Raw genomic sequence first — 18,504 nt, 5'->3', positions numbered from 1 at the left:
AAACGTTTGCAAAAGGCCTGATTGGCGAATTTCGGCAAAGCGCTTGCGTGAGGGGGATAGACAGCCCCCTCAGCATTGCGGCTAATCGGTTGGGTTAATCGATACTGACGCCCGAGAACACATTGCGACCGAAGGGGCTGACCTTGAAGCCTTCAACCCGGGCGCTTAACGGCTGGTTGACCGTCGAGTGGGCGACAGGCGTGATCGGCACTTGCTGCTTGAGCAACTGCTGCGCCTGTTTGTAGAGCGTGGTGCGCTGGTCGCGGTCGGTGACGACCTTGGCCTCTTTGATCAGCTTGTCGTAAGCCGGATCGCACCACATGGAGTAGTTGTTGCCACCAATGGCGTCGCAGCTGTACAGGGTGCCCAGCCAGTTGTCCGGATCCCCGTTGTCGCCGGTCCAGCCAATCAGGCTGATGTCGTGCTCGCCATTCTTGGTGCGCTTGATGTACTCGCCCCATTCGTAGCTGACAATCTTCACTTTCAGACCGATCTTCGCCCAGTCAGCCTGGAGCATTTCGGCCATCAGTTTGGCGTTCGGGTTGTACGGACGCTGGACCGGCATCGCCCACAGCGTGATCTCGGTGCCTTCCTTGACGCCGGCGGCCTTGAGCAGCTCTTTGGCTTTTTCCGGGTTGTAGGCGGCATCCTTGATGCTGTCGTCGTAGGACCACTGGGTCGGCGGCATGCCGTTGACCGCCAGTTGTCCGGCGCCTTGATAAACAGCGTTGAGAATCCCTTGTTTATTCACCGCCATGTCCAGCGCCTGACGCACTTCGAGCTGGTCGAAGGGCTTGTGACGGACGTTGTAGGCAATGTAACCGAGGTTGAAGCCGGGCTTGGAAATCAGCTGCAGTTTCGGGTCAGCCTTCAGCGCTTCAACGTCGGCAGGGCGCGGGTGCAGGGTGATCTGGCATTCGCCGGCCTTGAGCTTCTGCACGCGCACCGAAGCGTCGGTGTTGATCGCGAAGATCAGATTCTTCAGCTTGACCCGGCTCGGGTCCCAGTAATGTTCGTTGCCGGTGTAACGGATGTTCGAGTCCTTCTGATAGCTCTTGAACACGAACGGCCCGGTCCCGACCGGTTTCTGGTTGATGTCGCTCGGCTTGCCTTCGGCCAGCAACTTGTCGGCGTACTCGGCAGACAGGATCGCGGCGAAGCTCATGGCAATGTTCTGGATGAACGCGGCGTCGACGCTGTTGAGCGTGAACTCCACGGTCAGCGGCCCGGTCTTTTCGACCTTGGCGATGTTTTTGTTCAGGCTCATCCCGTTGAAATACGGGAATTCGGTTGGATAAGCCTTACGGAATGGCTGCGCGGGATCGAGCATGCGGTTAAACGTGAACAGCACGTCGTCGGCGTTGAAATCGCGCGTCGGTTTGAAGTACGGCGTTGTATGAAATTTCACACCTTCACGCAGGTGAAAGGTGTACTTGAGACCATCCTCGGAAATATCCCACTGGGTTGCCAGTCCCGGTACGACGTTGGTCGCGCCTTTTTCGAACTCGACCAGACGGTTGTACAGCGGCTCGGCGGCATCGTTATCGGTCGCCGTCGTGTATTGCGCGGTATCAAAACCCGCCGGGCTGCCTTCGGAGCAGAACACCAGGCTCTTGCTGGCGGCAAAACTGGCGGACGTGGCGGCCAACAGGCCGGCGCCCAGCAATGCGGAAAAAACCAAGGTATGGCGCATGACGCTCCCTCTTTTTGTCGTGTTGTTCAATGCACCGCGATCCCGTCCAGGGAAGTTGAGGTGGCACTGAGCTCAATCCAGTACGTACAGCAAGCCGATGGCCCACGCAGAAACTGGTCAGAACCCGACGGTAGGGGCCGTGGGTCTGGCAGTAAATGCGTAATTGCCTGAATGCTCGTAGGAAAAGTCGACACATCCCCTGCCGTTGCAGTCATCCGCAACGGAATTGGCTGTAGGCAAATTCCTGACTTCCGGCAGCTAAAGCAGCGGCGACGTCATGAACGTCGCCGCTGCGATGGCTTAATTGCTGACGCTGACGCCGTAGAAGGAATTCAAGCCGAATGGGCTGATCTTGAAGTCCTGCACGTTGGCGCGCATGGGTTGGAACACCGTCGAGTGAGCGATAGGTGTGTAGGGAACAGCATCTTTGAGGACGTGTTGCGCCTGTTTGTACAGTTCGGTGCGCTTGGCCTGATCGGTGGTGCGCTTGGCATCTTTGACGAGACCGTCGTACTTCTTGTCGCACCACTTGGAGAAGTTGTTGCCGTTGAGCGAGTCGCAGCCGAACAGCACGTTCAGCCAGTTGTCGGGATCACCATTGTCACCGCTCCAGCCAATCAGCATGGCCTGGTTCTCGCCACCTTTGGAGCGCTTGATGTACTCGCCCCATTCGTAGCTGGTGATCTTCACGTTCAGGCCGATCTTCTTCCAGTCGGACTGGAGCATTTCAGCCATCAGCTTGGCGTTCGGGTTGTACGGACGCTGTACCGGCATCGCCCACAGAACGATTTCGGTCCCTTCCTTGACGCCGGCTTCCTTGAGCAGCTGTTTGGCTTTCTCAGGATCGTATTTGGCGTCCTTGATGGTGGTGTCGTAGGACCACTGGGTCGGCGGCATGGCGTTGACGGCCAGCTGACCGGCGCCTTGGTAAACCGAATCAATGATCTGCGGCTTGTTCACCGCCATGTCCAGCGCCTGGCGCACGCGCAGGTCGGCCAGCGGGTTAGGCTCGTTGCTGCCCTTGACCTTGTCCATCACGTTGTAGGCGATGTAGCCCAGGTTGAAACCGGCCTGGTCAGGCATCTTCAGGGTCTTGTCGGCCTTGAGCGCCGCGAGATCCGCCGGACGCGGGAACAGGGTGACCTGGCATTCGTTCTTTTTCAGCTTCTGGATGCGCACCGACGGGTCGGTGGTGATAGCGAAGATCAGGTTGTCGATCTTCACGTCCTCAGGCTTCCAGTAGTCCTTGTTGCCGGTGTAGCGGATGTTCGAGTCTTTCTGGTAGCTCTTGAACACGAACGGACCAGTGCCGATCGGCTTCTGGTTGATGTCGGCAGCCTTGCCTTCCTTGAGCAGCTGGGCAGCGTACTCGGCGGACTGGATCGAGGCGAAGCTCATGGCCATGTTCTGGATGAACGCGGCGTCGACTTCTTTCAGCGTGAACTTGACGGTGTGGTCGTCGACTTTATCGATCTTGGTGATGTTGGTGTCCATCCCCATGTCGGTGAAGTACGGGAATTCGGTCGGGTAGGCCTTACGGAACGGGTCATCCTTGTTAATCATGCGATTGAAGGTGAACAGCACGTCGTCGGCGTTGAACTCACGAGTCGGCTTGAAATACGGGGTGGTGTGGAACTTGACGCCTTCACGCAGGTGGAAGGTGTAATTCAGGCCGTCCGGGGAAATGTCCCAGCTGGTGGCCAGGCCCGGGATAACGGCGGTGCCGCCACGCTCGAACTGGCTCAGACGGTTGAACATGGTTTCGGCTGAGGCGTCGAAGTCGGTCTGGATCAAAACCGGCCGGGCTCCCTTCGGAGCAGAACACCAGGTTAGTCGCAGCGGATGCGAAAGGTGCGGAGGCTAACAAGCCTGCGCCGACTAAAAACGGAATGACCGCGTGTTTAAGCATGTTGGCCTCATGATTTGTTGTCATTTTTTAATATTGAGGTACGACCTCGTGAGTCGTGCCTGCGGATACTTATGCAGGGGCCATACCCAATGCAAGATCCAGAGCGACTGCCGGCCTCAAAGCGTGGCACGAACGTACCTTAATGTCGCATTTGTATAAGAGTTGACGCATTTGACCGTTTGCGGCCGTTTTTTACGGTGCAAACCAAGCCCCAAAACGGTGCGCCGGTCACGTTGTGCGCGCCGCCTTGGGGCCTGGTGTTACTTATTTATACCCACGCCGTAGAAGGGTGTAAGGCCAAACGGACTGATCTTGAAGTCGCTCACTTCCTTGCGCAGCGGCTGGAATACCGTGGAGTTGGCAATGGGCGTGATCGGCACCTGCTGTTTAAGGATCAGTTGCGCCTGTTGATACAGTTTTACCCGTTGCGCTTTATCCGTGGACACCTTGGCCTGCTGAATCAATTTGTCGTAGGCCGGGTCGCACCACTTGGCGTAGTTGCTGCCCTTGACTGCCGCGCAGCTGTAGAGCACGCCGAGCCAGTTGTCCGGGTCGCCGTTGTCTCCTGTCCAACCGTAGATCATCGCGTCGTGTTCGCCATTTTTCGCGCGCTTGATGTACTCGCCCCATTCGTAGCTGACGATGTTGGCCTTGATCCCGATCTTGTCCCAATCCTGCTGGATCATCTGCGCTGACATCCGCGCATTCGGGTTGGAAGCGCGCTGCACGGTCATCGCCCAGAGATTGATGGTGGTACCCGGTGCAACCCCGGCTTCCTTGAGTAGCGCCTTGGCTTTCACCGGGTCGTACGGCGCGTCCTTGATGTTCGGGTCATACGACCATTGCGCCGGTGGCAAGGCGTTCTGCGCCAGTTGTCCGGCACTCTGGTAGACGGCTTTGATGATCGCCGGTTTGTCGATGGCCATGTCCAGCGCCTGACGGACCTTGAGCTGATCGAGTGGCGGATGCGTGGTGTTGTAGGCGAGGAAGCCGAGGTTGAAACCGGCCTGCTTCAATACGCGCAGGTTCGGGTCTTGTTCCATCACTTTGATGTCGGCCGGGCGCGGGTAGCCGCTGACCTGGCATTCGCCGGTCTTGAGTTTCTGCAGGCGGACGGCAGCGTCCGGGGTGATCGAGAACACCAGGTTGTCGATCTTCACGTCCTCGGGTTTCCAGTAGTCCTTGTTCGCGGCGTAGCGGATCTGCGCGTCTTTCTGGTAACGCTTGAACACGAACGGGCCGGTGCCCACCGGTTTCTGATTGAGGTCGGCGGCTTTGCCCTCCTTTAACAGTTGGGCGGCGTATTCGGCCGATTGCACCGAGGCGAAGCTCATGGCGAGGTTTTGCACGAACGCCGCGTCGACGTTGTTCAGGTTGAAGCGCACGGTGTTGTCGTCGAGTTGTTCCACTGATTTGATCGTGGTGTTCAGGCCCATGTCGGTGAAGTACGGGGACTCGGCGGGGTAGGCCTTGCGGAAGGCGTTGTCCGGGTCGAGCAGGCGCTGGAAGGTGAACAGCACGTCGTCGGCGTTGAAGTCGCGCGTCGGGGTGAAATATTCCGTGGTGTGGAATTTCACGCCTTGGCGCAGGTGGAAGGTGTATTGCAGGCCGTCGTTGGAAACGTCCCATTTTGTCGCCAGGCCGGGTTCGATGTCGGTGCCGCCGCGCTGGAATTGGGTGAGGCGGTTGAAGACGGTTTCGGCGGAGGCGTCGAAGTCGGTGCCGCTGGTGTATTGGCTGGGGTCGAAGCCGGCGGGGCTGGCTTCGGAGCAATAGACCAGGGTGGTGGTGGCGTTGGCGATGGGGGCTATGGCTGTTAGTGCGAGAGTGATCAGGAGTGGCTTGAGGGTGAATCTTTCCATGGAGTCCCCGGGTTTTGGAGGTGGTTGTTTTTTCAGGGTAGCGGGGATTTGGGTGTGTTCGGAAATATCGTTTTTCTTGTTGGGGTGTCTATCTCGGTATATCTGGGCCGTGGGTACATATCCGTTGCTGCGGTAACGGCGGCTTGGGGTTCCGCCCTTACGGCGGGTCACTTTTGGCAAACGCCCCAAAAGTAACCAAAAACGCTTGCTCCTGCGTTCGGCCCGCTCGCTGGGGCTCGGGGTTCCTTCGCTGCGGGATCGATCCGGGCGCAGCGTCTACGGTTTGCTTCGCTGCACCTCCTCTCGCTGTGTTTGGCTTCGCCAAACGGTCGCTGCGCTCCCACGCCCGGATCAATCCCTGCGCTCAGCCTTCCGACGTCGCCCGTGGATCAAGATCAAAAGCTTTCGGCGAGCTGGCACTCGGCCTATTGGTTGAATTCCACCACTGTGGGAGCTGGCTTGCCAGCGATGTCGGCCTGACAGCCGACCGGTCTCTAACTGAATAAATCCGATCCCCCTGTAGGAGCTGCCGAAGGCTGCGATCTTTTGATCTTGCTTTTGAGTTGTGAGAGCCAAAGTCAAAAGATCGTCCGAACGCGGCCCGAGCCTTCGGCAGCTCCTACAGGGAGTGGGGTTGTGTTTAAAGGTGTGTGGGATAACCAGAACCTTCCCACAAGGTTTTCAGGTTGTCCCTCGGACGTCAGCTCTCTAGCCTTGAGCTGTCGCTGAAAACTCAGCGATCGGGTGTGAGAACCCGCAGGAACTGTTAATCCACAATCAGTACCACCATAATTGCCGCCGGCATTTCTGCTGCTGCAATGTTCTATGGCGGCTGTGTGCGGGCGGGCTTCGGTCCGGCCGGGCTTGTTCCTACCGGTTTCTCACCCCGCACATTGCTGCCACCACTCCGCCGCGTGAGAACGGCGAGTGAATGGCTATTGATCAGGAACGCTATCAATGTCCAAACCAGTCCCAGATCCACCACTCGAACCCATAACCCCACTCACCGAAGCCCTCCAAGCCGAAGACCTCGCAAAAAACCGCGAAGCGATCAAACGCGCCCTCGATTTCTACTTAAGCCCCGAAGCCACAAAACCGCGTCCACCCAGCTCGATGTTCCTCGTCCATCCGGGCATCGACACGGAAAGTCTGTTGGCCCACGCCTGTGAGTCCCTGGCCTCGGCCAACACCATGGCCAGTGATTTCGCCGATCAGCTCAGTCGCCCGCAGCGCAATACGGCGCTGGCGATCCAGCAGATCATCATGCTCGCTGAGCTGGCGGTGAATCGGGCGCTGGATCGGGTTGATCCGCCGGCTTGAGACCGCGTTATCGTTCTTCGCGAGCAGGCTCGCTCCCACAGGAGTGCGCATTTCAAATGTGGGAGCGAGCTTGCTCGCGAAGGCGTCAGATCAAACAACACAACTCCCAGGCACAAAAAAACCGGCGATCATTCTCTGATCGCCGGTTTTTCATTCAGCCCACATCAATTCACTGCATCAGCACTTCAATCGAGCCATCGGCAGTCAGGCTGACCTGGCTGGTGCCGGCTTCGACTTCCGGTGTGACCGGTGCCGAATCCGCCATGCCGGCGGCTTTCATCATCATCGGGGCGCGCATGTACGGTTGTGGGTAGCCGTTGCTGTTGAGGTTCAGGTTGACGATTTTGTAGCCTTTGCCGCCCAGTGCATCGGTGGCCAGTTGCGCGCGGGCCTTGAAGGCGTTGACGGCTTCTTTGAGCAGTTGGTCTTCGCTGGCCTTGCGGGTCGGCTCGGCGATGGCGAAGTCCATGCCGCCCATTTTCAGGTCGGTCAGCAGTTCGCCAGTGAGTTTGGACAGGGCGGCGAAGTCGGCGCTTTCCAGGCGCAGTTCGGCGCGTTCGCGCCAACCGGTGATTTTCTGGCCCTTGGTGTCGTAGATCGGGTAGCTGTTGCGGCTGCCCTGGCGCAGGGTGATGTCTTTGACTTGCTTGGCCTGGGCCAGCGCCTTGTTCATGGTGGTGCTGACGTCGGCGGCGAGTTTGGCCGGGTCGGTGTTTTGCGCTTCGGTGTAGAGCGTCACGATCATCAGGTCGCGGGCGACTTCCTGGCTGACTTCGGCGCGCAGGGAGATCTGGTTGTAGTGCAGCTCATCGGCGGCCAGCGCCGGAAGGCTGGCGATGCTGCCGACGGTCAGGGCGAGAAGGGCGGCGCTGCGGCGAAATGTGTGCATGAAAGCTCCTTGATGAGGGCGCAGGTGCTGGATCGGGGGCCTGCGTGAAACCATCAGACTCTAGCTTTTATGCTCCGGTTCGCCCAGTTACAACTTCTATACAGATGCGCCGGATTGGCCTGGAAGTGTTTTTGTAGCGAGGGGATTTAGCGAAACGTCGCACCGCCCCGATCGGCTGCGAAGCAGTCGCAATTCTGCGGATGCGGTCTGCCCGTGAAAAGCGGATTGCAGGGTTTGGGGCGGCTTCGCCACCCATCGGGGATAAATCCCCTCACCACACTGATCTCGGACAACCATGCGCTGTAGCCCAATTTACCGCCAGCGCCATGTGGTCATTTGCCGCACTTTCGCCTCTCAAAGCCGCGGCTTGGTTATACTCCGTGCGATCCGCCTGGAGCGCTCATCAGGAGAGCTCATGCTCGCCCCCGTACAACTGACTTCCGCCACTCGCCAGAACCTCTGGCGGCTGACGTTCATCCGCACCCTGGTGCTCGCCGCGCAGGCCGGTTCCGTTGGCCTGGCCTACTGGCTGCAACTGCTGCCGTTGCCGTGGGTGCAACTGGCGATGACCCTCGGCTGCTCGATTCTGCTCTGCGTGTTCACCGCCGTGCGACTGCGTACGTCATGGCCGGTGACCGAACTCGAATATGCGCTGCAACTGGCCTGCGATCTGGTGATCCACAGTGCGCTGCTGTATTTCTCCGGCGGTTCGACCAACCCGTTCGTTTCCTATTATCTGGTGCCACTGACCATCGCGGCGGTGACGCTGCCGTGGCGTTATTCGGTGATTCTGTCCGGCATCGCGCTGGCGCTGTACACCGTGATGCTCACGCGTTTCTACCCGTTGGAAACTCTGCCGGTGGCCCGCGAGAACCTGCAGATCTACGGCATGTGGCTGAGCTTCGCGCTGGCGGCTGCGGTGATCACGTTTTTCGCTGCGCGCATGGCTGAAGAGCTGCGTCGTCAGGAGGAATTGCGCGCGATTCGCCGCGAAGAAGGCTTGCGCGATCAGCAATTGCTCGCCGTCGCCACCCAGGCGGCTGGCGCAGCGCATGAACTCGGCACACCGCTGGCGACCATGAGCGTGTTGCTCAAGGAAATGCAGCAGGACCACCCCGACGCGATGTTGCAGGACGACCTGAAGGTGCTGCAGGATCAGGTCAAACTGTGCAAAGAAACGTTGCAACAACTGGTGCGCGCCGCCGAGGCCAACCGCCGAATGGCCGTGGAGATGCAGGACGTCACCCAATGGCTCGACGAAGCGCTGAACCGCTGGCACCTGATGCGTCCGGAAGCCAGTTATCGTTTCCAGCGTCTCGGTCAGGGCACAGTACCGCGCATGGCACCGCCTCCGGACCTGACCCAGGCGCTGCTCAATCTGCTGAACAATGCCGCCGACGCCTGCCCGGAAAATCTCCAGGTGACGCTGGACTGGGACACGGAAACCGTGACCATCAGCATTCGTGACCACGGCGCCGGTGTGCCGCTGGCCATCGCCGAGCAGATCGGCAAACCGTTTTTTACCACCAAGGGCAAAGGTTTCGGCCTGGGCCTGTTTTTGAGCAAGGCCAGCGTGACACGCGCCGGCGGCTCAGTGAAACTCTATAGTCATGAGGAAGGCGGCACGCTCACCGAGCTGCGCCTGCCCCACGGCGCCCGAGGAGACCAACATGAGTGACGAAATCCAAGTCGAAGGCGAAGAACTGCCGCATCTGCTGCTGGTCGACGACGACGCGACCTTCACCCGAGTGATGGCCCGTGCCATGGCCCGCCGCGGCTTTCGCGTGAGTACCGCAGGCTCTGCCGAAGAAGGCCTGACCATCGCCCAGGCCGACCTGCCGGACTACGCCGCGCTGGATCTGAAAATGGACGGCGACTCCGGTCTGGTGCTGCTGCCCAAGCTGCTGGAACTGGACCCGGAAATGCGCGTGGTGATCCTCACCGGTTATTCGAGCATTGCCACAGCGGTCGAAGCGATCAAGCGCGGCGCCTGCAACTACCTGTGCAAACCGGCCGACGCCGACGACGTGCTGGCTGCGTTGCTCTCCGAACACGCCGACCTCGACAGCCTGGTACCGGAAAACCCGATGTCGGTGGACCGTCTGCAATGGGAGCACATCCAGCGTGTGCTGACCGAGCACGAAGGCAACATCTCCGCCACTGCCCGCGCCCTGGGCATGCACCGCCGCACCCTGCAGCGCAAACTGCAGAAGCGCCCGGTTCGTCGCTGAACCTGCGCTGAACGGCCATCGCCAGCTCTCGCGATAACGCGCACCGATCAACTATGATCGGTGCGTGTCTGTTCTTTTCTTTATCGAGCCTTTTCCATGAATCAGAACGCTGAATATTCCGCGGTCAACGATGCTGTGCGCGGGCAGTTTTTTCGCAAGGTGTGGGGGATCATCACGCCTTACTGGCGCAGTGAAGAGAAGGGCAAGGCCTGGACATTGCTGATTGCGGTGATTGCGCTGTCGCTGCTCAGCGTGGGGATTTCGGTGTGGTTCAACACCTGGTACAAGGATTTCTACAACGCGCTGCAGAAGAAAGATGAAGCGGCGTTCTGGCAGCTGATTCTGTATTTCTGCGCGATTGCAGCGGTGGCGATTGTCGGTGCGGTGTACCGGCTTTATCTGACCCAGATGCTGACGATTCGCTGGCGGGCCTGGCTCACCGAAAAGCATTTCTCCCGTTGGCTCGCCGACAAGAATTACTACCAGCTGGAGCAGGGCGGTTACACCGATAACCCGGACCAGCGGATTTCCGAAGACCTCAATAACTTCACCTCCAATACCCTTGAGCTGGGGATCGGCCTGCTGCGCAATATCGTCAGCCTGGTGTCGTTCTCGATCATTCTGTGGGGCGTGTCGGGCAGCATTGAGGTCTATGGCATCACCATTCCCGGCTACATGTTCTGGTGCGTGCTGGTCTATGCCGTGGTGGGCAGTTGGCTGACACACTTGATCGGTCGCCGCTTGATCGGCCTGAACAACCAACAACAACGCTTCGAAGCCGACCTGCGTTTTTCCATGGTGCGGATTCGTGAAAATGCCGAGAGCATCGCGTTGTACAACGGCGAGCCGAACGAAAACCGTCGTTTGAGCGGTCGCTTCGGTAATGTCTGGCACAACTTCTGGGACATCATGAAAGTGTCCAAGCGCCTGACGTTCTTCACTGCCGGTTACAGCCAGGCTGCGATCATTTTCCCGTTTATCGTGGCGTCGCCGCGCTACCTCGCCGGCAAGATCGAGCTGGGTGAACTGATGCAGATCAGCTCGGCATTCGGCAACGTCCAGGAGAGTTTCAGCTGGTTCATCAGCGCCTATCAGAGCCTCGCGTCCTGGCGCGCCACCTGTGATCGTCTGCTGAGCTTCCGTCAGGCCATGACCGATAACGAACAGCGCGCTCCGGCGATCGATGTGCAGAATCAGGGCAGTGAATTGCAAGTGCACAATCTTGGCCTGGATCTGGCCGATGGTCGTCACCTGCTGACCAATGCCGACATGACGGTGGAGCCGGGCGAGCGGGTGATGCTCAGCGGTCGCTCCGGCAGCGGCAAGTCGACGTTGCTGCGGGCGATGGGGCACTTGTGGCCCGCGGGCCACGGCGCTATTCGCCTGCCGGCGGCGCGTTATCTGTTCCTGCCGCAGAAGCCGTATCTGCCGATCGGTACCCTGCGCGAAGCCTTGAGTTATCCGCAACCGGGCGACACCTACGCGCCAGAGCGTTACGCGCAGGTGCTGGAAACTTGCCGTCTGCCGCATCTGGTCGCACGTCTGGACGAAGCCAATCACTGGCAGCGCATGCTGTCGCCGGGTGAGCAGCAACGCCTGGCCTTCGCCCGCGCCATGCTTTACGCACCGCAATGGCTGTACATGGACGAAGCGACGTCGGCGATGGATGAAGAGGATGAAGCGACGCTATATCAGGCACTGATTGATCAGCTGCCGGGCCTGAGCATCGTCAGCGTCGGTCACCGCAGCAGCCTCAAGCGCTTCCACCCACGGCATGTGCGGATCGACAGCGGGCATTTGGTGGAACAGGCCGTGACCGCTTGAACACCACACCCCTGTAGGAGCTGCCGCAGGCCGCGATCTTTTGATGTTGTTTTTCAAGATCAAAAGATCGCGGCCTGCGGCAGCTCCTACAGGGGCGGTGTTTCGACTCGACAGTGATCGTACAACCCGCGTGCGCTATGATGCTCACCAAGCCGAATTTTCGAGACCAGACGTTGACCATGGAAAACCCGATCGACACCCCTCGCCTCCCGCGCAAGCGCCGCAGCCTGGCCCAGGAACTGGTGACGGTGCTGAGCGAGCAGATCCGCGATGGCCTGCTCAAGCGCGGTGACAAACTGCCCACCGAGTCGGCGATCATGGAAGCCCATGGCGTCAGCCGCACCGTGGTGCGCGAGGCCATTTCCCGTTTGCAGGCGGCCGGTCAAGTTGAAACCCGCCACGGCATTGGCACTTTTGTGCTCGACACGCCAAGCCCGAGCGGTTTCCGTATCGACCCGGCCACGGTGGTCACCCTGCGTGATGTGCTGGCGATTCTCGAATTGCGCATCAGCCTGGAAGTCGAATCTGCCGGCCTCGCCGCGCAACGTCGCAGTCCCGAACAACTGGCGACCATGCGCGCCGCCCTCGATGCGCTGAACGACAGCGTCGCTCACGCCAGCGATGCGGTGGCCTCGGACTTCGCCTTCCACCTGGAAATCGCCCTGTCCACCGGCAACCGCTACTTCACCGACATCATGACCCACCTGGGTACCAGCATCATTCCGCGTACGCGGCTGAATTCTGCGCGTCTGGCCCATGACGATCAGCAGCACTACATGAATCGTCTGAGCCGTGAGCACGAAGAGATTTATGACGCAATTGCCCGCCAGGATTCCGATGCGGCGCGAGCGGCAATGCGTCTGCACTTGACCAACAGCCGCGAAAGACTGCGCCAGGCCCATGAAGAGGCGCAGGCGCAGCGCGGATGAGTGTCTGGCAGTTTATGTGCGCCTGACATACCGCTATCGCTGGCAAGCCAGCTCCCACAGGTTCCTATGTTGAAGCGGATCCCGTGTAAGACATCAGTCACTGTGGGAGCTGGCTAGCCAGCGATGAGGCCCGTGAATTCAGCGCCGCAATATCGAGCGATCCACCCTCACTGCCAGTTTCGCGTTACCAGGCTTGGCAGCAAACGCTACCAAACCGTCCTCATCCACAATCCCTCGCGCAATCGGCTTGCCGTCCGCCAGCAACTCCAGCGGTGCGCCTTGCAGCGACTGCCCCGACGCCAGTTCCAGTTTCAATCTAATCGTCATCGAATCGCTCCTTAATTCGTGTTGCCGCTTGGGCGATAGTCCTTGAGCAGCAAGTATGTGCTCCAGCCCCACCAGTCATCGATGGTGGCGGTGTCGTTGAGGTTGTTCACATCTTTGCGCCGCAGCACCTTGCCGCCTTCGACGCGGAACAGTGGCGCGAAGTTATTCGAAAGATTCAGCACCGCCGTCAGATCCGGCAGGCGTTGCAGCGCGGCAAACGTTGAAGGGGCGGGCACGTTGCCGCTGAGGTAGGCGGCGAAGATTTCATCCGCCGAGGCCTGCACCGCCAGATTGACCTGGGTGCGGTTGTCCGCGTCGCTGGCGTCGAAGTAGCGTTTGTCGCCGTAAGCGCGCCATTGCTCGCCATGAGCGTTGCGTACCTTGAGGCCGAATTTGCTGTCCTCGTCGTGCATGAAACGGGTGACCAGCGAGCCGAGATCGCTCGGCGTGACCACCGCCGCCATCTCTTTGCGTGGCACACGCAGGTGGCCGGCAGAGAACAGGTCGGTGAGGAAGTGGTCGGCAAACGCGTTCATCGCGTAGGCCCGTTCCAGTTGCTGCTCATCGTGATTGGTGCGGGCTGCGACTGCGGTTTGCAGGGCGGCGGTGTGGCCGGCGATGTAGGCCAGTCTGGCCCATTCGCCGAAGTGGTCGGTGTTGTTCGCCGCCAGTTTCAGATAACGCCCAAGCGGAAACAGTGCGGAGACGAAACTGCCGCCGCCGGTGAGCTTGTTCCACTCTTCGGACAACGTATCTCCGAGCGCGTCGTAGGCTTCATGTGGCGCTTTGCCGTCCTTGATCGCCTGTTTGACCGCGTCGATCTCCTTTTGCATGACCGCGAGAATCTGTGTGGCCTCGGCGCGTGAGGCCGGCAGCACGGCGAGAGAATCAAATGCAGCATGGAAGCGATTCAGGCGATCAGCCGGGGTCGCGCCTTCGTTGATCGGTCGATCGACCACACCGTAGAAATCTCCAGCCAGCGCCACTACCTGGCCGTAGGTCAGCGCAAGGCCGTTGGGCAAGTGCAAGGGCTTGTTTTGCGCGCGGATCGGTTCGGCATTTTCGCTGAAGCGCAGCAAGGTGTTGTCGCCGATGGCTGTGTGTTCAGCGCCTTCGAAGCGCAGTGGCGGTCGAATGTTCAAGGCGTTGCCGGGGAGGGCGGTGGCCGGTGCGACATCGCTGTGGGCGTCGGCGATGTGCAGCAGCAGATGCGGATTGTCGGCGTTGAAGTGGATGCCTTTTACAGTGAAAAGATCATCGAGTCGAGCGACGACCGGGTTGGGTCGTTCCTGTGGTTTTGCATGCAGTCCGGACATTTCTGGCTCCTTGATATGTCGTCGGTGAATTTATTTTTAACTGTATTTATATACAGTTAAATCGAGCCTAGACCAGATTTTTCCTACGTCAAGAAAGAATCTTGTCCGACAAAAAGTGCGGGGCAACGATGAAATGCAGTTGACGGTTGTCTTTTAAGTTGTACGATGACCTACAACTTCAGCGTTGGCTGAATCATAAAACTCACAAAAAACGTTGCTACCCAGGGTGTTCGAATAATGAATCCACAAGAACTGAAGTCCATCCTCTCTGCCGGCCTGCTGTCGTTCCCGGTGACCGATTTCAACGCGCAGGGCGATTTCAACCGCGCCGGCTACATCAAGCGTCTGGAATGGCTGGCTCCGTATGGCGCTTCAGCCTTGTTCGCCGCCGGCGGCACCGGTGAGTTCTTCTCCCTGGCCGCCAGCGAATACTCGGAAATCATCAAGACTGCCGTCGACACCTGCGCCAGCAGCGTACCGATTCTGGCCGGTGTCGGCGGTTCGACCCGTCAGGCCATCGAGTACGCCCAGGAATCCGAGCGCCTGGGCGCCAAAGGCCTGTTGCTGCTGCCGCACTATCTGACCGAAGCCAGTCAGGACGGCGTCGCCGCCCACGTTGAAGCCGTGTGCAAATCGGTGAACATCGGGGTAGTGGTCTACAACCGCAACGTCTGCCGCCTGACTGCGCCATTGCTGGAGCGACTGGCCGAGCGCTGCCCGAACCTGATCGGCTACAAGGACGGTCTGGGCGATATCGAGTTGATGGTGTCGATCCGTCGCCGCCTCGGTGATCGCTTCAGCTACCTCGGCGGCCTGCCGACCGCGGAAGTCTACGCCGCTGCCTACAAGGCACTGGGCGTGCCGGTTTACTCGTCGGCGGTGTTCAACTTCATCCCGAAAACCGCGATGGACTTCTACCACGCGATTGCCCGCGACGATCACGCCACCGTCGCCAAGATCATCGACGACTTCTTCCTGCCGTACCTCGACATCCGCAACCGCAAGGCCGGCTACGCCGTGAGCATCGTCAAGGCAGGCGCGAAAATCGCCGGCTATGACGCAGGCCCGGTGCGGGCGCCGCTGACTGACCTGACCGGCGAAGAATTCGAAATGCTGGCTGCGCTGATCGACAAGCAAGGTGCGCAGTAACATCCGACAAAAACGCGGCCGCTGAGTAATCAGCGGCTTTTTGCGTAAAGGCTTTGAGATTTGAGGGCTGCCCTGTGACAACTGCAAAACGCTACGACAACTACATCAACGGTGAATGGGTCGCCGGTGCCGACTACTCGGCGAACATCAACCCGTCCGAACTGAGCGATACCATCGGCGATTACGCCAAGGCTGACCTGACGCAGGTTCACGCCGCCATCGATGCGGCCCGCGCCGCGTTCCCGACCTGGTCGGTTTCGGGCATTCAGGCCCGTCACGATGCGCTGGATAAAGTCGGCACGGAGATCCTCGCCCGTCGCGAAGAACTCGGTACCCTGCTGGCCCGCGAAGAGGGCAAGACCCTGCCCGAAGCCATTGGCGAAGTGACCCGCGCCGGCAACATCTTCAAGTTCTTCGCCGGTGAATGCCTGCGTCTGTCCGGCGACTATGTGCCGTCGGTGCGCCCGGGCGTCAATGTCGAAGTGACCCGGGAAGCTCTCGGCGTGGTCGGTCTGATCACCCCGTGGAACTTCCCGATTGCCATCCCGGCATGGAAAATCGCCCCGGCCCTGGCCTACGGCAACTGTGTGGTGCTGAAACCGGCGGATCTGGTGCCGGGTTGTGCCTGGGCCCTGGCGGAAATCATCTCCCGCGCAGGCTTCCCGGCCGGTGTGTTCAACCTGGTGATGGGCAGCGGTCGGGTGGTCGGCGACGCGCTGGTCAACAGCCCGAAAGTTGATGGCATCAGTTTCACCGGTTCAGTCGGCGTGGGTCGGCAGATTGCTGTTAATTGCGTGTCGCGCCAGGCCAAGGTGCAGCTGGAAATGGGCGGCAAGAACCCGCAGATCATTCTCGACGATGCCGACCTCAAGCAAGCGGTCGAGCTCTCGGTGCAGAGCGCGTTCTACTCCACCGGCCAGCGTTGCACGGCGTCGAGTCGTTTGATCGTCACTGCCGGGATTCATGACAAGTTCGTCGAAGCCATGGCCGAGCGCATGCAGTCGATCAAGGTCGGCCACGCGCTGAAATCCGGCACCGACATCGGCCCGGTGGTTTCCCAGGCGCAGCTGGAACAGGACATGAAGTACATCGACATCGGCCAGTCCGAAGGTGCACGTCTGGTCAGCGGCGGTGGTCTGGTGACCTGCGACACCGAAGGCTACTTCCTCGCGCCAACGCTGTTTGCCGACAGCGAAGCGTCGATGCGCATCAGCCGTGAAGAAATCTTTGGCCCGGTGGCCAACATCGTTCGCGTGGCCGATTACGAGGCGGCGCTGGCGATGGCCAACGACACCGAGTTCGGTTTGTCCGCCGGTATCGCCACCACGTCGCTGAAGTACGCCAACCACTTCAAGCGCCATTCGCAGGCCGGGATGGTGATGGTCAACCTGCCGACCGCCGGTGTCGATTACCACGTTCCGTTCGGGGGCCGTAAGGGTTCATCCTATGGCTCACGTGAGCAAGGCCGCTATGCGCAAGAGTTCTACACGGTCGTGAAGACCAGCTACATCGGCTCCTGATACACGCAATACCTGTGGGAGCTGGCTTGCCAGCGATGCGGACGACGCGATAGTTCGTCGTACCGCGGTGATGCCATCGCTGGCAAGCCAGCTCCCACAAAAGCCAGACCCAAAAAAGATTCACCCGCGCATAAAAATAATCAGTGGGAGTACATCTACATGCAATCGTCCAAGCCGACTCACGTCCGCTATTTGATCCTGCTCATGCTGTTTCTGGTGACCACGATCAACTACGCCGACCGAGCGACCATCGCCATCGCCGGTTCCAGCCTGCAAAAAGACCTCGGTATCGACGCGGTCACCCTCGGTTATATCTTCTCCGCTTTCGGGTGGGCCTACGTTGCCGGACAGATTCCCGGTGGCTGGCTGCTCGATCGCTTCGGCTCGAAAAAAGTCTACGCCCTGAGCATTTTCACCTGGTCGCTGTTCACCGTGCTGCAAGGCTTTGTCGGTGAATTCGGCATGTCCACGGCGATCGTTGCGCTGTTCATGCTGCGCTTCCTGGTCGGTCTGGCGGAGGCGCCATCTTTTCCCGGTAACGCACGGATTGTCGCGGCCTGGTTCCCGACCGCTGAACGCGGTACGGCCTCGGCGATCTTCAACTCGGCGCAATACTTCGCCACTGTGCTGTTTGCACCGCTGATGGGCTGGATCGTGTATCGCTTCGGCTGGGAGCACGTGTTTATTGTCATGGGTATCCTCGGCATCATCTTCTCGCTGGTCTGGCTCAAGGTTATCCACAGCCCGCGTCAGCATCCGCTTGCCAACGAAGCCGAAGTGCAGTTCATCGCCGACAATGGCGGCATGGTCGACATGGACGTCAAGCAAGGCAAAAAAGCCGACGGGCCGAAGTGGGATTACATCCGTCAGTTGCTGACCAACCGCATGATGCTCGGCGTGTATCTGGGCCAGTACTGCATCAACGGCATCACTTATTTCTTCCTGACCTGGTTCCCGGTGTACCTGGTGCAGGAGCGCGGCATGACCATCCTCAAGGCCGGTTTCATTGCCTCGTTGCCGGCGATCTGCGGCTTTATTGGTGGGGTGCTCGGCGGGGTGATTTCCGATTACCTGCTGCGCAAAGGGCATTCGCTGACCTTCGCCCGCAAGGCGCCGATCATTGCCGGCTTGCTGGTATCGAGCAGCATCGTGGCCTGCAACTATGTTGACGTGGAATGGATGGTCGTTGGTTTCATGGCCCTGGCCTTCTTCGGCAAAGGCGTGGGCGCGCTGGGTTGGGCGGTGGTGTCCGACACTTCGCCAAAACAGATCGCTGGCCTGAGCGGCGGGTTGTTCAACACCTTCGGCAACCTCGCTTCGATTACCACGCCGATCGTGATCGGCTACATCATCAGCTCCACCGGTTCGTTCAAGTGGGCGCTGGTGTTCGTCGGTGCCAACGCACTGGTTGCGGTGTTCAGCTACCTGGTGATCGTCGGCCCGATCAAACGTGTGGTGCTCAAAGAACCGCCAACCAACGGTGGTTCTGAAATCACTGGCAAATTGTCTCAAGCGCATTCCTGAGGAGCGGCGTC

13 protein-coding genes and 1 pseudogene are annotated in these 18,504 nt (G+C 59.6%); 8 read left to right on the top strand and 6 right to left on the bottom strand.

All coding sequences use genetic code 11. The features are described from left to right. Nucleotides 1-94: 94 nt before the first annotated feature. The 3 genes and pseudogenes from L6D63_RS14620 to L6D63_RS14610 form a co-directional block, all read right to left on the bottom strand. Nucleotides 95-1,693, bottom strand: coding sequence for an ABC transporter substrate-binding protein (locus tag L6D63_RS14620; RefSeq protein WP_108181665.1), 1,599 nt, complete (start codon nt 1,691-1,693; stop codon nt 95-97). A gap of 300 nt (nt 1,694-1,993) precedes the next feature. Further along, a pseudogene (locus L6D63_RS14615) lies at nt 1,994-3,602 on the bottom strand (ABC transporter substrate-binding protein). 260 nt (nt 3,603-3,862) lie between these two features. Then, complete coding sequence (locus L6D63_RS14610) at nt 3,863-5,464, bottom strand: ABC transporter substrate-binding protein (RefSeq protein WP_131671441.1); 1,602 nt, start codon at nt 5,462-5,464, stop codon at nt 3,863-3,865. 957 nt (nt 5,465-6,421) lie between these two features. Between L6D63_RS14610 and L6D63_RS14605 the strand changes: the two genes are divergently transcribed. Continuing rightward, nucleotides 6,422-6,784 carry a DUF6124 family protein gene (locus tag L6D63_RS14605; RefSeq protein WP_131671442.1) on the top strand — a complete coding sequence of 121 codons (363 nt, stop codon included), beginning with the start codon at nt 6,422-6,424 and terminating at the stop codon, nt 6,782-6,784. A 169-nt stretch (nt 6,785-6,953) separates the two neighbouring features. On the opposite strand, the gene L6D63_RS14600 is transcribed toward L6D63_RS14605, so the two are convergent. Then, nucleotides 6,954-7,673, bottom strand: coding sequence for an SIMPL domain-containing protein (locus tag L6D63_RS14600; protein ID WP_047291253.1), 720 nt, complete (start codon nt 7,671-7,673; stop codon nt 6,954-6,956). A 415-nt stretch (nt 7,674-8,088) separates the two neighbouring features. On the opposite strand from L6D63_RS14600, the gene L6D63_RS14595 reads away from it, so the two are divergent. The 4 genes from L6D63_RS14595 (at nt 8,089) to L6D63_RS14580 (ending at nt 12,657) form a co-directional block, all read left to right on the top strand. Continuing rightward, the gene (locus tag L6D63_RS14595) at nt 8,089-9,351 is read left to right on the top strand and encodes an ATP-binding protein (RefSeq protein WP_131671443.1); all 1,263 of its coding nucleotides are present in this window, start codon (nt 8,089-8,091) and stop codon (nt 9,349-9,351) included. Then, nucleotides 9,344-9,904, top strand: a complete 561-nt coding sequence (locus L6D63_RS14590) for a response regulator transcription factor (protein ID WP_003221630.1) — start codon at nt 9,344-9,346, stop codon at nt 9,902-9,904. Before L6D63_RS14595 ends, L6D63_RS14590 begins: the two co-directional genes overlap by 8 nt. 96 nt (nt 9,905-10,000) lie before the next feature. Then, nucleotides 10,001-11,728, top strand: a complete 1,728-nt coding sequence (locus L6D63_RS14585) for an ABC transporter ATP-binding protein/permease (RefSeq protein ID WP_131671444.1) — start codon at nt 10,001-10,003, stop codon at nt 11,726-11,728. Between the two features lie 179 nt (nt 11,729-11,907). Next, nucleotides 11,908-12,657 (top strand): FadR/GntR family transcriptional regulator, encoded by a 750-nt coding sequence (locus L6D63_RS14580; protein ID WP_236170351.1) that lies wholly within the window; start codon nt 11,908-11,910, stop codon nt 12,655-12,657. Nucleotides 12,658-12,795: 138 nt separating this feature from the next. Here L6D63_RS14580 and L6D63_RS14575 read toward each other — a convergent pair whose 3' ends face one another. Both L6D63_RS14575 and L6D63_RS14570 read right to left on the bottom strand, forming a co-directional pair. Then, on the bottom strand, nt 12,796-12,984 hold the full coding sequence (locus L6D63_RS14575) for a hypothetical protein (protein WP_131671445.1): 189 nt from the start codon (nt 12,982-12,984) through the stop codon (nt 12,796-12,798). Nucleotides 12,985-12,995: 11 nt separating this feature from the next. Continuing rightward, nucleotides 12,996-14,300, bottom strand: a complete 1,305-nt coding sequence (locus L6D63_RS14570; protein ID WP_131671446.1) for a phospholipase — start codon at nt 14,298-14,300, stop codon at nt 12,996-12,998. A gap of 237 nt (nt 14,301-14,537) precedes the next feature. On the opposite strand from L6D63_RS14570, the gene kdgD reads away from it, so the two are divergent. From kdgD to L6D63_RS14555, 3 genes are all read left to right on the top strand, one after another. Continuing rightward, nucleotides 14,538-15,449 carry a 5-dehydro-4-deoxyglucarate dehydratase gene (gene kdgD / locus L6D63_RS14565; protein ID WP_131671447.1) on the top strand — a complete coding sequence of 304 codons (912 nt, stop codon included), beginning with the start codon at nt 14,538-14,540 and terminating at the stop codon, nt 15,447-15,449. Nucleotides 15,450-15,523: 74 nt separating this feature from the next. Beyond that, nucleotides 15,524-16,969, top strand: a complete 1,446-nt coding sequence (locus L6D63_RS14560) for an aldehyde dehydrogenase family protein (RefSeq protein ID WP_131671448.1) — start codon at nt 15,524-15,526, stop codon at nt 16,967-16,969. A gap of 159 nt (nt 16,970-17,128) precedes the next feature. Next, nucleotides 17,129-18,493, top strand: coding sequence for an MFS transporter (locus tag L6D63_RS14555; protein ID WP_095667497.1), 1,365 nt, complete (start codon nt 17,129-17,131; stop codon nt 18,491-18,493). Nucleotides 18,494-18,504 lie beyond the last annotated feature (11 nt).

The organism is Pseudomonas parakoreensis (genome assembly GCF_021602155.1).
In the GTDB taxonomy this organism is placed as follows: domain Bacteria; phylum Pseudomonadota; class Gammaproteobacteria; order Pseudomonadales; family Pseudomonadaceae; genus Aquipseudomonas; species Aquipseudomonas parakoreensis.
The sequence above is the reverse complement of the archived record's forward strand: the minus strand, read 5'-3'. Positions and strand labels throughout refer to the sequence as shown.

Coding starts and splice junctions, on each gene's coding strand:
- L6D63_RS14620 (WP_108181665.1), bottom strand. CDS start 1,693: ATGCGCCATACCTTGGTTTTTTCCGCATTGCTGGGCGCCGGCCTGTTG.
- L6D63_RS14610 (WP_131671441.1), bottom strand. CDS start 5,464: ATGGAAAGATTCACCCTCAAGCCACTCCTGATCACTCTCGCACTAACA.
- L6D63_RS14605 (WP_131671442.1), top strand. CDS start 6,422: ATGTCCAAACCAGTCCCAGATCCACCACTCGAACCCATAACCCCACTC.
- L6D63_RS14600 (WP_047291253.1), bottom strand. CDS start 7,673: ATGCACACATTTCGCCGCAGCGCCGCCCTTCTCGCCCTGACCGTCGGC.
- L6D63_RS14595 (WP_131671443.1), top strand. CDS start 8,089: ATGCTCGCCCCCGTACAACTGACTTCCGCCACTCGCCAGAACCTCTGG.
- L6D63_RS14590 (WP_003221630.1), top strand. CDS start 9,344: ATGAGTGACGAAATCCAAGTCGAAGGCGAAGAACTGCCGCATCTGCTG.
- L6D63_RS14585 (WP_131671444.1), top strand. CDS start 10,001: ATGAATCAGAACGCTGAATATTCCGCGGTCAACGATGCTGTGCGCGGG.
- L6D63_RS14580 (WP_236170351.1), top strand. CDS start 11,908: ATGGAAAACCCGATCGACACCCCTCGCCTCCCGCGCAAGCGCCGCAGC.
- L6D63_RS14575 (WP_131671445.1), bottom strand. CDS start 12,984: ATGACGATTAGATTGAAACTGGAACTGGCGTCGGGGCAGTCGCTGCAA.
- L6D63_RS14570 (WP_131671446.1), bottom strand. CDS start 14,300: ATGTCCGGACTGCATGCAAAACCACAGGAACGACCCAACCCGGTCGTC.
- kdgD (WP_131671447.1), top strand. CDS start 14,538: ATGAATCCACAAGAACTGAAGTCCATCCTCTCTGCCGGCCTGCTGTCG.
- L6D63_RS14555 (WP_095667497.1), top strand. CDS start 17,129: ATGCAATCGTCCAAGCCGACTCACGTCCGCTATTTGATCCTGCTCATG.